Origin of the sequence: Herbaspirillum sp. RV1423, from assembly GCF_000577615.1 — a bacterium.
Lineage (GTDB): Bacteria > Pseudomonadota > Gammaproteobacteria > Burkholderiales > Burkholderiaceae_D > Herbaspirillum.
The window spans coordinates 45,547-59,782 of record NZ_CBXX010000036.1 but is presented as its reverse complement, the minus strand read 5'-3'; the positions used below and the strand labels follow the sequence as shown (position 1 = coordinate 59,782).

Below are 14,236 nucleotides of genomic sequence, written 5' to 3'. Positions count from 1 at the left end.
TGAAGATGCCACGCCCTTCCCCTCCGCAAAGGACGACACAGTGGCGCCAGTCATTGTGCCTAGGACAGCAGCTTGTAGAAAGTTTCGTCGATTCATGCCAGTGTCTCCATTTCCCATTTCAGCGAGGAATGCCGTTCGGTACGGCTGCGCAAAGACTGTTGTGCGGGCCTTGTCAGGCTTTGATATTGTTGCTGCTTGTCCGTATACCATGGCATCTTGAGTACGCTGTCGAAGCCGGGGAGACGCGCCGATGCTGGTGTCCCATCCACCACAAACGCCTTCGGAAAGTCAGGCGAAAGGAACTTCTGCGGGGGCTCCCATCAAGTAAGTCCAAACGTCTTTCTCAACCCTTTTTCGACAGGGCCCGCAGGCATAAACCGGCGAAGCTTCGCCAACAGCGATGCTTCGCCTTTAGGGGGGGCCTCATTTTCCACGGATTCAGACTTGCGTCGGCAATGGTCGAGGCAACCCCAGTTGGATCGGGTGCCTTTTGAACATTCTGCTGGATGGCCCGCGAAACGATGCTCAGATCCTTGTCGTAATCGGAAATCCGCATCGCCGTCTGCGGCGCGTTCGCATCCATGTTGGTTTTCGTGAAGGACGGCTCCACCAGCGTGACCCGAACGCCAAATTGACGGACTTCATGGTCCAGCGTTTCGGAGAATCCCTCAACTGCATGTTTGGAGGCGGAATAGAGCGCCATGTACGGTGCCGGCAAAAATCCCAACACCGAACTGATATTGACGATGCGACCTGAACCTTGTCCGCGCATATAGGGGAGCACTGTCTTGGTGGTGCGCAGGAGACCAAAGAGATTGGTATCGAAGAGCAGTTGGGCCTCTGCAATCGAGGTTTCTTCTACTGCACCGAGCAAGGTGACTCCTGCGCTGTTGACTAGTACGTCAATTCGGCCAGCCTGCGCAATGATGCTGTCCATACCGCTCTGAATGGAAGCTTCATCGCGGACGTCCATATTGATGAGGGTGACGCCGGGGATAGCCTGCGCAGTTGCCGGATTGCGGACTGTACCAAAGACCTGGCAACCACGATTTACAAACTCCCTCGCCGCAGCCCGTCCGATGCCAGACGTGACTCCAGTAATGACTGCAACTTTAGAATTCAACATGGTGATCTTTCGTGTGATGTGGGTTGTGGAATGCAGAGCTTCTCTAAGTCTTATGGGTTGGCTGGCCGGATCTTGAACCAGATCGAGTACATGGCCGGAAGGAAGAGCAGCGTGAGGATGGTTCCCGCAAAGGTGCCTCCGATCAGGGTGTAAGCCAGCGTGCCCCAGAAGACTGAATGGGTCAGCGGAATGAAGGCGAAGATCGCGGCCAGAGCGGTCAGGATGACTGGACGCGCTCGTTGCACCGTGGCTTCGACCACTGCGCGGAAGGGATCGAGGCCGGCCTGTTCGTTATGGTGGATCTGACCGATCAGAATGAGCGTGTTGCGCATCAGAATGCCCGACAGCGCAATCAAACCGACCAGCGCATTGATGCCGAACGGCTGGCCGAATACCAGCAGCGTTGGAACGACCCCGATCAGTCCCAGCGGGCTGGTGAGAAACACCATCACCATGGCGGCCATCGAACGGACTTGCAGAATGATGATGAGTAGCGTCACCGCGATCATGATCGGGAAGATCGGGAGCATCGCGACGGTCGCCTTGCCTGACTCCTCGATAGAGCCTGCTTCGACGATATGGTAGCCACTGGGTAGCTTCTCGATGATGGACTGCAATTGCTGCGTGATCGCCTTGGAGACATCGGGCGGCTGCAGACCATCGGCGATATCGCCGCGAACGGTGATGGTCGGAACGCGGTCGCGGCGGCGCATCACCGGCTCTTCCATGCGCACTTCGACTTTGCCCACTTGGGAAAGTGGGATGCGCTGACCGTTACTGCCGGCCAGAGTGAAATTGCCGATCTTGGCCGGGTCCATCCGCGTCGCCCCTGCTGAGCGCGCAGTCACCTGGACGGTACGAATGTCTTCGCGCACCGCTGTCAGGGGCACGCCATTGAGCAGGAACTGGAGTTGCTGCGCCGCTGAACTGGAGCTCAGGCCGACGGCCTGCAGGCGATCCTGCTGCAAGGTGAAATGCAGGGTCGGGACGCGAACGCCCCAGTCGGTATTCACGGTGCGCATCATCGGGCTAGCATCCATGACCTGCCGCACTTGCTCAGCCATCCCACGCAAGACCATGGGGTCCGGGCCGGAAACGCGGTAGGCGACCGGGAAAGGCGAATACGGACCGAACACCAGGTTGGTGACGCGAACCCGCGCTTCCGAGGCCAAGCCATCAGCCACGGCCTGCCGCAGGCGCAGCTTGAGGGCTTCGCGTTCGTTCTGGTTGTCGGTGCGCACCACGATCTTGGCGAAGGAGGGGTCGGGCAATTCCGGCCCCATGGCGAAGTAGAAGCGCGGCGCGCCCTGGCCAATGTAAGCAGTCACGATCTTTGATTCGGCCTGGCGGGCGAGCCAGGCCTCCACCTTGGCGGTGGCTGCGCTGGTCTGGGTGATGGAGGTGCCATAAGGCATCTGCACTTCAACCAGGACTTCCGGACGATCAGAAATTGGGAAGAACTGCTTCTTGACCATTCCCATCCCCACAACGGCGAGAACGAACAAGCTCACCACCGATACGGCGACGATCCACTTGCGCGCGATCACCCGGGTCAGCAACTGGCGGAAGCGGTTATAGCGCGGCGTATCGTAGATGGCCTCATGGCCGCCCTCCACCTTCTTGAAATCGGGAAGCATCTTCACACCCAGGTAGGGGGTGAAGACCACTGCCACGATCCACGAGGCGGTCAGTGCGATGCCGACGATCCAGAACATGTTGCTGGTGTATTCACCTGCGGTAGAGCGCGCGAAGCCGTTGGGCATGAAGCCCACGGCCGTGACCAGCGTGCCCGACAGCATGGGTGCTGCGGTATGGCTCCAGGCGTATGCCGATGCGGCAATCCGGCTGTAGCCCTCCTCCATCTTCACCACCATCATCTCGATGGCGATGATGGCATCATCCACCAGCAGACCCAGCGCCAGAATCAGCGAGCCCAGCGTGATGCGGTCGAAGTTCTTGCCGGTGGCGAGCATCACTACGAACACCACCGCCAGCGTCAGCGGCACGGCTGCAGCGACCACTAGGCCGACCCGCCAGCCCATGCTCAGGAAACTGACCAGCATCACCACCAGCACGGCCGAGAAGAACTTGATCATGAATTCATCGACGGCCGAGCTGATGTTGACAGCCTGGTCGGTGACCTTGGCCAGGATCATCCCCAACGGCTGCTCCGCATTAATGTGGCTGACCTCGGCATCCAGCGCGCGGCCCAGTTCCAGGCCATTCCAGCCATCGCTCATGACCACGCCAAGCAGCAGCGCTGGCTCACCGCCGTTACGAACCAGGAAAGTCGCGGGATCCTCGTAGCCGCGCTTGACCACGGCGATGTCGGAGAGCTTCAGCGTGCGGCCCAGCGATACGACGGGCGTGTTGCGGATATTGTCGAGCTGATCGAAGGCACCATCGAGGCGGACAAAGACTTCAGGGCCACTGGTCTCAATCGAGCCGGCCGGTGTCAGCGCGTTCTGGGTTCCCAAGGCGGTGAAGATATCCTGTGGGCTGACGCCTAGCGTGGCCAGCCGTTCATGGGAAAATTCGATATAGATACGCTCGGATTGCTCGCCGACGATGTTGACTTTCTTCACGCCCGGTACATGCAGCAGACGCTGGCGCAATTGCTCCGCATCGCGCACCAAAAGCCGCTGTGGCTCGCCCTTCGCCTTGAGCGCATAAAGGGCGAAGGTGACGTCGGAATATTCATCATTGACGAACGGCCCCATCACGCCGGCCGGCAGGTTGCGAATCTCGTCGCCGACCTTCTTGCGCGCCTGGTAGAACTCCTCCTGGACTGCCAAGGGCGGCGTCTTGTCCTTCAGTGTCACGGTGGTAAAGGCAAGACCGGGGCGCGTGTAGGTTTCGGTACGGTCGTACCAGCTCAGCTCCTGCATCCGCTTCTCGATCTTCTCTGCGACCTGGTCCTGCATTTCCTGGGCGGTAGCCCCCGGCCATGCAGTGACAATGGTCATGACCTTGATGGTGAAGGAAGGATCCTCCGCCCGTCCCAGCTTGACGAACGCCATGATGCCGGCGACCGAAATGAGCAGGATCAGAAACAGGGTAATGGCGCGTTCGCGTACCGCCAGCGCCGAAAGGTTGAATCTGCCTTCGTTCACGGACGTGCTCCCTCGGCAGTAGCGGCGGCGACCCGCACCGGTTGACCTTCGCGCAACAGATGCGCACCGAGGGCTACGATGCGGTCGCCCCGCTTGAGCGGACCAGAGACGCTGGCGCTGTCCTCATTGAGACGGAGCACCGAGACCGGCCGCCAGGAGACCTTTCCGGATTCGCCCTGCACCACCCACACACCGGCGCCCTTGCCCTGATCGAACAGGGCGCCGATCGGCACCTGTATGCCAGCCTGCTGTTCTTCCCGCTCAGGAATGCGCACGGTCACCGTCGCCCCAAGCGGCAAGCTGGCCTGCCCGGCATCAAGCAGATAGCGCGCCTCGAACGTGCGCGTCATGCGGTCCGCGGTGTTCGAGAGTTGCCGCAGGTGCGCTCTCATCGTGACCTGATCGGCCCCGAAAAGAGTAGCCGAAGCGGCCGAGTCTATCTTCGGCCGTATCGTCTCGGGCAACTGGATCACTGCTTCCCTGCTGCCATTGCGGGCAAGGCGGACCACCACCTGGCCGGCACCGACGACCTGACCGGGCTCGACCACGGTCTCCATGACGATGCCATCGCTGTCGGCCACGAGCTCGGCATAGCGGCTGGCGTTACGGGCGACATCGGCCTGCGCCTCGGCGGCGGCGAGTTGTGCTCTGACGGCATCGGAGGCGGCTTTTATCTGGTCATAGGAAGACTCGGAAATCGCACCGGTGCCGCGCAGGTCTCGGTAGCGCGCTTCATCGTCGGCCGCTTGCCGGGCCCGGGCGCGCGCAGCCACCACGGCTTCGCGTTGAGCGCTAGCGCTCAGGTTCAGGTCGACCGGATCAATGCGCATGAGAACCTGCCCGCGCCTGACGGCCTGGCCCGCGTCCACCAGTCGCTCGACCACCTTACCAGGAACACGGAAGCCAAGATCGCTCTGCACGCGCGCGGCGACGACTCCCGTGAAGTCCCGCTCCGGCAACGAGGCCTCCCCCACTACGGCGACGCGTACGCGAGGGATTTCCGTGCGTGGATCATTGGTTTTCTTGTCTGCACACGCGGCCAGCGCCAGTGGCAGCGTACACAGGACGAATGAAGTTGCGAGTCGGCGCCGAAGCATGGGAGCCCCTTCCAGTAAATGATCAGGGCTCTCATTCTGGTACTTGTGACCAATTTAGTCAATAGTCACAATTGCTTTGATTAGCTTCTCACGGTGCGAGACTGCGCAACACCAAGCTCGACAAGAGTGCCGGAGCCTCGTCGATGGAATCGAAACTGTATTGCAATAACAACGGATTCATGTATGGACGCATGACCAGATAGGTGGCCATCGCCGCTTCATCGAGGGGGGTCTTGCGTTCGAAGTCGCCGGATTTGCGCCCTTCTTGGAGGACGTCGACAAGCAGTTTCTTGGTGCGCTCTTCGTAGTCGATCACGGCCTGCCAGCGCTCGCTGGCTGCGGAGGCGGCAATTTCATAGAGCTTCCGGTCACGGAAGAATAACCGCAAACTAGCCTCCGTACTGGCTTTGAAGAGGCGACGCAGCTTATCGGCCGGATGCTCGGCCTCAGCAACGGCGCGGCAAACCTCGTCTTCTATTTCACGCAGGCAGTTGGCACAGATCATTTCGCCGATGGCCTGCTTGGACTCGAAGAACTTGTAGATGTACGCCTTTGAGAAGCCAATGGCCCTGGCCAGATCGGACACGGTGGTCTTTTCATAGCCATAGCGGCTAAAGTGCTCGGTGGCTGCGGTAATGATTTGGTCCCGGACTTCATGATCCGCGGGCCCCCGGGAGGAAACCGGGTAAGTGCTGGGCTTGTTCATAAATGATAGCTTACGCCAAGATTCGTGATTGAACAAATCGTGACCAATTGGTATTATAGTCACTAAAATCACTTCCACGGATACTGGATCATGTTGCTCAGACGCTCTCTTTTGGCACTCCTGGTCGCAGGCACGATGTCAGCCTGCTCTGTCGGCCCGGATTATGTCCGCCCCACCACCGCGATACCGGATCAATACCAGGGACAGACACTGTTACAGAGCCGCGTGCGCAACGGGCTGGCCACAGCGGACCTGAGCCAGTGGTGGACTGGCTTCGGCGATTCGCAGTTGACCCGCTTGGTGGCGCTGGCCCTGCAGCAGAATCTCGATCTGGCGCAGGCCAAGGCGCGCCTGCAACAGGCACAAGCCGCCGTGGGCGCAGCTAACGCCGCCCTGCTGCCTTCGGCCAGCGTAAGCGGCCAGGCCGCGCGCGCTTACCAGTCCGTCGAGACGCCGCTGGGACAAGTCCTCAATTCCCGGCCCGGTTTTGACCGTGACGGCCATGCCTATGCCACGGACCTGAACGCCAGTTGGGAACTGGACATCTTCGGAGGACTTCGCCGTGGAAGAGAGGCCGCCCTAGCCGATTACCAGACCTCCGAAGCAGGCGTCGCCGCCGTCCAGTTGGCCGTAGCAGCTCAGGTGGCCGACACCTACATCAGCATCCGCGGACTGCAGGGGCGTCTGCGCAATGCGTGCGAGCAGGTGCAGAACCAGCAGGCCCTGCTGGATCTGAGCAGGCGGCTGCTGGAGCGCGGCCTGCTGGCGCAAATGCAGGTGAAGCAGATGGAAGCCAGCCTGGCCCAGTTCAATGCCGCCATCCCGGCCCTGAGCACCGCGCTGGAGGTCGCGATGAACGCCATGGATGTAATGCTGGCTGCGCCGCCCGGCACCTATGCCGCCGAACTGAAAGGAGCCCAGGCCATTCCTCAGCCGCCGCAGTTCACCGATATCGGCGCCCCCGCGCAACTGCTGCGGCGCAGACCGGACGTCATTGCCGCCGAGCGCCGCCTGGCCTCCGCAAATGCCCGCATCGGCGTTGCCGTCGCCGAGTATTACCCCAAGCTGTCACTGTCGGGCCTGATCGGCAGCGCCACCTCGGTCTCCAGCGCCAATCTCTTCAGCTCCGGGGCCAACCAGGCCAGCGGCGCCCTGGGCTTGCGCTGGCGCCTGTTCGACTTCGGCCGAATCAATGCGCAGATCGAACAGGCAAAAGGACAAGAGGCCGAAATGTTGGCGGCCTATCGGCTGGCCGCGCTGAAGGCGACAGAAGACGTGGAGAACGCCCTCTCGGCCCTGACCCGCAGAGAGCAGCAGGCCGCCTTCCTGTCGCAAGGCGTGCAATCGCTGAGCCAGGCGCGCGCCTCCACGTTTGCCGCCTACCGCAGGGGCACGGCGAGCATGATCGATGTGCTGCAGGCCGACGAGAATGTGCTGCGTTCCACAGATGCGCAAATCCAGGCCCGCGCCGAAGCCGCGCGCGCGGCCGTATTGACTTTCAAGGCGCTGGGCGGCGGCTGGCAGCCCCCCTCCCGCTCCGAGGGAGCCTGAATCCCTCGCCACCGGCTTATTTCGCTGGCACATACCAGTCAGTTACAGTGTCTGCGACTCCCCCCGCGTCTGCGGACATTTTTCCCTCCAATACTTCCACCTTTGGAGGGGATTTTTTTACATAGATGATCGGAGGCATCCTGGTCCCCGAATAGGAAAGCGAAATGCGCTTCAAACGAATGACACGTAGTGAAAAACAGGAGCAGACCCGCGCGCTATTGCTAGAGGCAGGCAATTCGAAGATCGCCCAAAGAGGCTTTGGCGCGATCACAATAGAAGAAATCACCCAGCTATCTGGCCTCACGCGCGGTGCGTTTTATTCCAATTTCTCTAGCAAGAATGAACTGTTTATTCATCTACTTCGCCGCAAGCTGGGAGAAACGTCTCAGCTACTTCAAAGGATGGATGAATCAGAGAAACGCACCCACTGCTTTCCATCCCCATCAAGTCCAGACTCTCTAGATCTGTGGTGCGACGCGGAGTCCGCAATTGTATGGATAGAGGCGATGTTGCATGCGTGGCGGGACCCTACCTTTCTCGATAGCTTTGCCACTCCTTTCTTGTCAAGGGGGGCTGAAAGCGAAGTCCTCCGGGATCGAAACAAAAACCATGCAAGAGTAGAAGTGGTTGCCCTTGCAAGAGAGATTGCAACTGCTGTCAGCTCTTTAAGGGGTAGTGCCCTGCATCTAACTATTGACTTTTCGGCGAACCTCGATTCGAAGCAAGGCGATGGGAAACTCTCGATGTTATTCACTTTGCCTTTATCAAAGGAAGACACTTACCGAAAGTGAACAATGGCGTTTCGACATTAGCCGACATTATTCGAGAAGTCTCCATTCGCAGAGCGATCAACATCGCCTAAGGTTCTAAAGTTGCTGTCCATCTCATGTATCGAGCGCTGGAAGCATAGAAAATGCTTCGGCGATGAAGTCCATGAACACGATTTCCCGGCGGGGAAGCAGCCTATTTGCAGCGTACACTATCTGCACAGGAACCGGCTCAGCGCCCGTCATTAAGCCCATTTTCGTACAGCCATTTCGGCCCTTGCCCTATCCCCAAGCCCTCGATCACGGATTCGCGTGCCGCTTCCGGCGAGTTAACCCTAAGTCTTCCTGAGACTTGAATCTCACGTCCCTTGAAGTTCCATGTCACGCCAGAAGATAGCAGGGTGTAAATCACACACTCGTGATCAAGCAAGTCATCGGGAGTCTTGGGGATTCCGCATTTGGCTAGATATTCTTTGCTGGCAACGAATTTGGTTGGGACACGCTCCGGATTCGCGGAGAATGGACCTTCATCCCGGTCGACGACAGTCACGCCCTTTTTTCTTGTACTGCGACGGGTGTTACCTCCCAATCAAAGCTGCCGTTCAAGCAGGCATTCTTTGCACGCAGCGTCGAGCGGATTGCATAGGCGGCTTGGGCGCCTGAAGGAAGTGATGCCAGCCTACACGCTGCCGTCTGCTAACTTGTATGTCTACTATCTCAGCCGGCGAAATTTACCTGCCAAGGTTTGAAGTTTCGTTGATTTTCTTGTGGCTGAATTCAAAGAGTCTTAAAGCGTCTAAATTTTGATAGTGATGCTCAACGCTTTCGTCCGACATGTCGTGCTGCTAAAAGCAATCACGTCTTCTGGCCGCATCTGAAAACACCCGGGTAGTGGGTGGGATATAGCACGACAAACGGATCATTTTGCTGTTACTACGCCACGCAGCTTACGTCTCATTTCCGCCCATTCGATAAGCGCCTCCATGGACGGTCCGAGTGCGATGCCTAACGCCCCGAGTGTGTACTCAACCCGTGGAGGAACTTCGGCGTACACCTTACGCTCGACGATGCCATCCTTTTCCAATTGTTTGAGTTGCTGGATGAGCATTTTTTGATTGATGCCATCGATCAGCCTCTCTAGTTCGGAGAAACGTAGCTGTGTCTTTGCCGCAAAAAGCTGCGAAATGATGATGATCTTCCACTTCCCCTCAAGAACGCGAAGGGCCTCCGTCGTTGCAGCGGCCCATTCTGACCGCCGCTGAGGGTCCTCACAGTTCCATTCCCGGCCCATACTGAATTCTCCATCTTAGGTATGTTACTTACTTTTTAGTGTGTACTTACTATTTTCGCATAAGCCCCATAAAATGGGATCCGTTTTTACGAATCGGAGCTTGATATCATGAAAGTCGGGATTATCGGGACAGGCAACATCGGCGGCACGCTCGCCCGCAAGCTAAGCGCTGCCGGACACGATGTCCGTGTCGCAAACTCCGGCGGCGTTGAAGGTGTTCGCACATTTGCGGATGAAATCGGTGCCGAGGCGAAGGATGTGTACGGTGCGGTTGCCGGTGCCGACATCATCATCCTGGCGATCCCTTTGCCTGCCATGCGCGAACTTCCTGTCGACTTGTTGGACGGGACACCGTCGGAGGCCACGATCATCGATACAAGCAACTACTACCCTGGACTGCGCGATTCGCGCATTCCTGATATCGACGATGGGATGGCAGAAAGCGTGTGGGTAGCCAGGCAGATTGGGCGGCCTGTAATCAAAGCATTCAATAATGCTTTGGCATACACCCTCGCAGAGCTAGGAAAACCCGAGGGTGCGCCTGACCGCCTCGCTATTGCAGTGGCAGGAAACGATGCGAGATCTAAACAAACAGCGATGGAACTGGTAAATCAGGTCGGGTTCGATCCGATTGACGCAGGTACATTGGAAGACTCCTGGAGACAGCAGCCGTCAACACCCTCGTACTGTTGCGACTACGATGCTGACACCATGCGCAAAGCGCTCGCTGCAGCCATCAAGGGAACAGCTCCCAAGAAGCGCGATCAGCTACCAGAGCTTTTCGGCAAGCTGGGCCCCAATCCCAGCCACGCCGATGTCGTCGCGATGAATCGCAAGACGAATTCCGTTGATGGATAACATATGAAAGGAACAGGCACGGTTACGGCTGACCACATGTTGGACCACCGGCAAGGATCTCGAAAAAGGGATTTTGCGCGCAACAGGAGGAAATTAAGCGTGCCTATTGAACGCGTTTGGTGTTGCGATGAGCCAAAGTCTCGACGCAACAAAAGGGAATCTAAACTAGCGCAACAGCCATTGTTCTATTTATGTAGGATGACTACATATATCTACTAGGGATTCTGGGATTTTTGAATCGCAACAGCGACCTAAAGTACCAAGATTCGTCAGTGGTGGTACAGGTGGAAGGCTGGGTTTTATCATCTTTGGGCGTCCTTTCGGCTTGGGTTTCAAGGCTTCCACGCCACCCTCATGATACAGCCGCTCCCATCGGCTGACCATGCCACAACCCCGAAGATTGAACATCGCTTCAACTTCGCGATACGACAACCGGCCCTTCTTCATCCGCCGCAATACAGACAACTTGAATTCGGCATTGTAATGCTCGTGCTTCTTGCTTAACCCCTTCAGGCCATTATTCATTACGCATGGCCATGTAATTAGGAGGCAAGTGCCGAGCACTCGAAGGAGTTGAAGTGGTTGTTGCGCTGGGCTGCTGCGATGTCACCGGAGCGTCGTGTGGGGCTGCCGGATAAGCTGAAGGTCTGGAAAAACCGGGATCTTCATTGCGCATCTCCATGTAATTGGGAGGCAACCGCCAAGCACTCGAAGGAGTTGAACTGGTTGTTGCGCTGGGCTGCTGCGATGTCACCGGAGCGTCGTGTGGGGCTGCCGGATAAGCTGAAGGTCTGGAAAAACCGGGATCTTCATTGCGCATCTCCATGTAATTGGGAGGCAGCCGCCAAGCACTCGAAGGAGTTGAACTGGTTGTCGCGCTGGGCTGCTGCGATGTCACCGGAGCGTCGTGTGGGGCTGCCGGATAAGCTGAAGGTCTGGAAAAACCTGGGTCTTCATTGCGCATCCCCCAGTAATTAGGAGGCAATCGAGTTTGTGCGCTCGATTCGCTTGAGGCGCCGTTCCGGAAAGGGGGCGCGCCAGAATCATTGTATGGGGACGAGGTAGACGGGGAATTTTGCGAAATGTGATGCATGCGAACAAAACGCCGTGAATCGTTCTGCGAGGAAAAGTGAGATTGAGGCGGAAAACTCTGAGCAGCTTGTTGCCCACCCGACGGATGGGCATTGCGGTCACCAGTAATGTTGGCCACTACGTCCCGCACTGCTTGCTCCGCCCGAGGATCGAACACTCCCGCAATTCCCGCAAACAAATCGGTTTTAAATCCCATCATTCATCCAATGTAAGTTGTTTCAAGCGATCTCTTCCCATGCACGAAACGTGCTTGCAAGGATTCTTGAAAGGTAGGCCTCATATCAATGCAGTAAGAATAGCCTGTCTATGACCTATGCTCGTGAGTAATTGAAAAACTTGGGTAGTTCCGTATGAGAATGTTAAGCTCAAAAAAAAACCGATATGCAATAGTGCAAAAAAATGCCACCGCGAAGTAATTCGGAGTGGCATGTTTCAATGGCTTTACAGCCATATTTATCTTAGCTATTAAAGAATCTATTCACTCTACGCAAATCAGTCTTAGACAAATAACCTGTAGTCAACGTGGTCATGCAATCAGCACCGATGGTTTTCAGGCTTGGCGTACCCTCTTCTTCGCCGCCCTCCCCCCCACACATATTCGTTACGCTCACGATTCTCGGATTCGCCACGCTTCACATGGCCGCATGCTTGATTGCCGGCTACGCAGTGCACGAAGCGCAGGTCTGCCGACCCGGCTGCTACGGCAATCATCGGGCTTCGCCCGACCGCTACATGCGCCGTCGACAAAGCTTCAAGTTGATTGACCTCTCTGGTTCTGCGATGCATTGATGAACATTTGTGAGGATTTGCATGGACAAATTGAAGCGCTATTGCCACTAAAGAACAAGAACAACGTTCTTTCCCTTTGGAGGCCGATATGAATCTGTTTTTTGATTTGTTCAATGACGATCCGCATTTCTTCACTCTGCTATGCATCCTGTTGGGCGCATTTCTGTTCGGCATTTTTTACTTCCATGAGGCAGACAAGGAATACGAACGTCAAGCAGCCAGCGAATGGGAGGAAATTGCGAACACGTTTTCCGATCTGACCAGAATCGCCGATATTCCAACCGTGATGCGCGTCGAACACGCATCAAAGCAAGACAGACTTTAATCATGCATTCCCCCCGAGACATCCTGCATCCGCAGCAATTACCTTTGGCGCAGAATAATCACCAAGCTCAACCACACGACATCCACGTATCGCCCAAAGAAAACCGATACGACGCACAACAACTGTTTGGGATATTTTCCGACCGATACTTTACGAAGAATTCGCCAAAGGGCTCGTAACCGGTTGAGCTGCAGCACTCGCAAGATTTCGCTTCCACTTTTCTGCCCCGTGTCCGATCTCATCCAATCAGGCAAAAATGAGAACCCGACGCGGGCAGAGCTTTCTCTATCCTCGGCAAGTCCGCCAATAATCACAACATCGCCATCAGCGACCGACAAGGACGTATGAACCTTCCGTTTGGTCAACGCGGGCGAGTTGTTGCCCCCGGTTTGCGCCCTATGAAGTGTTTTTCGCGGCAAACAGTCACTTCCATCCGGCTTCTCGTCTTGGCCCACGGAGGAAAAACTGCCGCATGATAACGGCGCCAACAATACCAATACCGATTCTGGACTAGGCCAGTTCTCTGGAACTGATCGATTGTAACCACTCGATGAAGGCTCTCATGTGGGCTGGTTTATCGGCATCCAGCGGCACCAGCGCGTAATAGGTGGAGCCCGGTGCCAGCATGTCGGGAAACGGCTTTTGCAAACGTCCGGCGACGCAGTCGATGTCCAGAGTGGGAAACGGACCGATGCCAAATCCCAGTCCGTCGACGATGGCTTGCAAGGTCACGAAAAAATGATCGCAGCGCAAGCTCCGGCTGGCGCGTAGCTTGCGCTGGGCTGCCGCATCCAGCCAGGCCTCCCAATCGCCGGGTCGGGTTTCGGTCGTCAACCAGGTCTGGTCCGCCAACTCCTCGACAGTCGCTATCCCAGTCTGCATGAGTAAAGCGGGACTCGCGATCACGGTGTTCAATTCTCGAAACAGGGGCCACGCCTGATACTGCCCCCCAGTAGGCACGTCGCGCCGGATGGCGACATCGAAGCTGCCCTTGAACGCAGGTTCCGTGGACAGCACGGTCGAAACGCGCACATCGACGCCCGGGCAAATCTGCGCAAATGAAGGCAGACGAGGAATCAGCCAGCGCATCGCCAGCGTCGCCGACGCGCTGACGCGGATAATTTTCACCAGCCTGTTCTTGCCGTAACGCTCGGCGGCGTCGGCTACGTGATCGAAAGCAAGGCTGATTTCACGCGCCAGCGCTCGCGCATGGGGCGACGCCACCATGCTTTGCCCATCCCGTACAAACAGCGGCTGCCCCAACCAGTCTTCCAGAATCGCAATTTGCCGACTGACCGCACCGTGGGTCAGGTTCAACTCTCGGGCGGCGGCCGAATAACTTCCTGCGCGCGCCGCAACTTCGAAAATACGCAAGGCGTTAAGAGGGGGAAGCTTTTGTCTCATATGTGATTTTTACGCACAGACACAGCTAGTTTTTATCGATTGTGTGAGCAGATTGCAAATCATACACTTCTTGCCAAGCTTGCTCGTCTCCCGGGATCTCTTGACCACGGCATGGTT

At 57.2% G+C, this 14,236-nt stretch carries 13 protein-coding genes and 1 pseudogene; 5 read left to right on the top strand and 9 right to left on the bottom strand.

What is annotated here, in order from left to right; translation table 11 throughout:
• Nucleotides 1-320: 320 nt before the first annotated feature.
• The 4 genes and pseudogenes from RV1423_RS23030 to RV1423_RS23015 form a co-directional block, all read right to left on the bottom strand.
• Nucleotides 321-1,126: pseudogene (locus RV1423_RS23030) on the bottom strand (oxidoreductase).
• Between the two features lie 50 nt (nucleotides 1,127-1,176).
• A complete protein-coding gene (locus RV1423_RS23025) occupies nucleotides 1,177-4,239 on the bottom strand; it encodes an efflux RND transporter permease subunit (protein ID WP_051516875.1) in 3,063 nt (1,020 codons plus the stop codon).
• The gene (locus RV1423_RS23020; RefSeq protein WP_034301924.1) at nucleotides 4,236-5,336 is read right to left on the bottom strand and encodes an efflux RND transporter periplasmic adaptor subunit; all 1,101 of its coding nucleotides are present in this window, start codon (nucleotides 5,334-5,336) and stop codon (nucleotides 4,236-4,238) included. The genes RV1423_RS23025 and RV1423_RS23020 overlap by 4 nt, the downstream gene beginning before the upstream one ends.
• Nucleotides 5,337-5,424: 88 nt before the next feature.
• The gene (locus RV1423_RS23015; RefSeq protein WP_034301923.1) at nucleotides 5,425-6,042 is read right to left on the bottom strand and encodes a TetR/AcrR family transcriptional regulator; all 618 of its coding nucleotides are present in this window, start codon (nucleotides 6,040-6,042) and stop codon (nucleotides 5,425-5,427) included.
• A 90-nt stretch (nucleotides 6,043-6,132) separates the two neighbouring features.
• Here RV1423_RS23015 and RV1423_RS23010 point away from each other — a divergent pair, with 90 nt between their 5' ends.
• Complete coding sequence (locus tag RV1423_RS23010; RefSeq protein WP_034301922.1) at nucleotides 6,133-7,593, top strand: efflux transporter outer membrane subunit; 1,461 nt, start codon at nucleotides 6,133-6,135, stop codon at nucleotides 7,591-7,593.
• 164 nt (nucleotides 7,594-7,757) lie between these two features.
• Nucleotides 7,758-8,384: a TetR/AcrR family transcriptional regulator gene (locus tag RV1423_RS28690; protein ID WP_051516874.1), complete on the top strand. Its 627-nt coding sequence runs from the start codon at nucleotides 7,758-7,760 to the stop codon at nucleotides 8,382-8,384.
• Between the two features lie 208 nt (nucleotides 8,385-8,592).
• Here RV1423_RS28690 and RV1423_RS29325 read toward each other — a convergent pair whose 3' ends face one another.
• Together RV1423_RS29325 and RV1423_RS22995 are read right to left on the bottom strand one after the other, a co-directional pair.
• Nucleotides 8,593-8,910: a LysR substrate-binding domain-containing protein gene (locus RV1423_RS29325; RefSeq protein WP_231502487.1), complete on the bottom strand. Its 318-nt coding sequence runs from the start codon at nucleotides 8,908-8,910 to the stop codon at nucleotides 8,593-8,595.
• Nucleotides 8,911-9,279: 369 nt separating this feature from the next.
• Nucleotides 9,280-9,651 (bottom strand): helix-turn-helix domain-containing protein, encoded by a 372-nt coding sequence (locus RV1423_RS22995; RefSeq protein ID WP_034301921.1) that lies wholly within the window; start codon nucleotides 9,649-9,651, stop codon nucleotides 9,280-9,282.
• A 78-nt stretch (nucleotides 9,652-9,729) separates the two neighbouring features.
• Between RV1423_RS22995 and RV1423_RS22990 the strand changes: the two genes are divergently transcribed.
• The gene (locus RV1423_RS22990) at nucleotides 9,730-10,509 is read left to right on the top strand and encodes an NADPH-dependent F420 reductase (protein ID WP_255344232.1); all 780 of its coding nucleotides are present in this window, start codon (nucleotides 9,730-9,732) and stop codon (nucleotides 10,507-10,509) included.
• A gap of 189 nt (nucleotides 10,510-10,698) precedes the next feature.
• On the opposite strand, the gene RV1423_RS30975 is transcribed toward RV1423_RS22990, so the two are convergent.
• Nucleotides 10,699-11,034 (bottom strand): helix-turn-helix domain-containing protein, encoded by a 336-nt coding sequence (locus RV1423_RS30975; RefSeq protein ID WP_081768963.1) that lies wholly within the window; start codon nucleotides 11,032-11,034, stop codon nucleotides 10,699-10,701.
• Between the two features lie 48 nt (nucleotides 11,035-11,082).
• Here RV1423_RS30975 and RV1423_RS30050 point away from each other — a divergent pair, with 48 nt between their 5' ends.
• Both RV1423_RS30050 and RV1423_RS22985 read left to right on the top strand, forming a co-directional pair.
• Entirely contained in the window at nucleotides 11,083-11,487 is a 405-nt protein-coding gene (locus RV1423_RS30050; RefSeq protein ID WP_155835225.1) for a hypothetical protein, read from the top strand.
• Nucleotides 11,488-12,478: 991 nt separating this feature from the next.
• Nucleotides 12,479-12,715, top strand: coding sequence for a hypothetical protein (locus tag RV1423_RS22985; RefSeq protein WP_034301918.1), 237 nt, complete (start codon nucleotides 12,479-12,481; stop codon nucleotides 12,713-12,715).
• A 38-nt stretch (nucleotides 12,716-12,753) separates the two neighbouring features.
• Here RV1423_RS22985 and RV1423_RS30045 read toward each other — a convergent pair whose 3' ends face one another.
• Together RV1423_RS30045 and RV1423_RS22975 are read right to left on the bottom strand one after the other, a co-directional pair.
• Nucleotides 12,754-13,170, bottom strand: coding sequence for a hypothetical protein (locus RV1423_RS30045; protein WP_231502486.1), 417 nt, complete (start codon nucleotides 13,168-13,170; stop codon nucleotides 12,754-12,756).
• A gap of 55 nt (nucleotides 13,171-13,225) precedes the next feature.
• The gene (locus RV1423_RS22975) at nucleotides 13,226-14,119 is read right to left on the bottom strand and encodes a LysR substrate-binding domain-containing protein (protein ID WP_034301913.1); all 894 of its coding nucleotides are present in this window, start codon (nucleotides 14,117-14,119) and stop codon (nucleotides 13,226-13,228) included.
• Nucleotides 14,120-14,236: the final 117 nt, after the last annotated feature.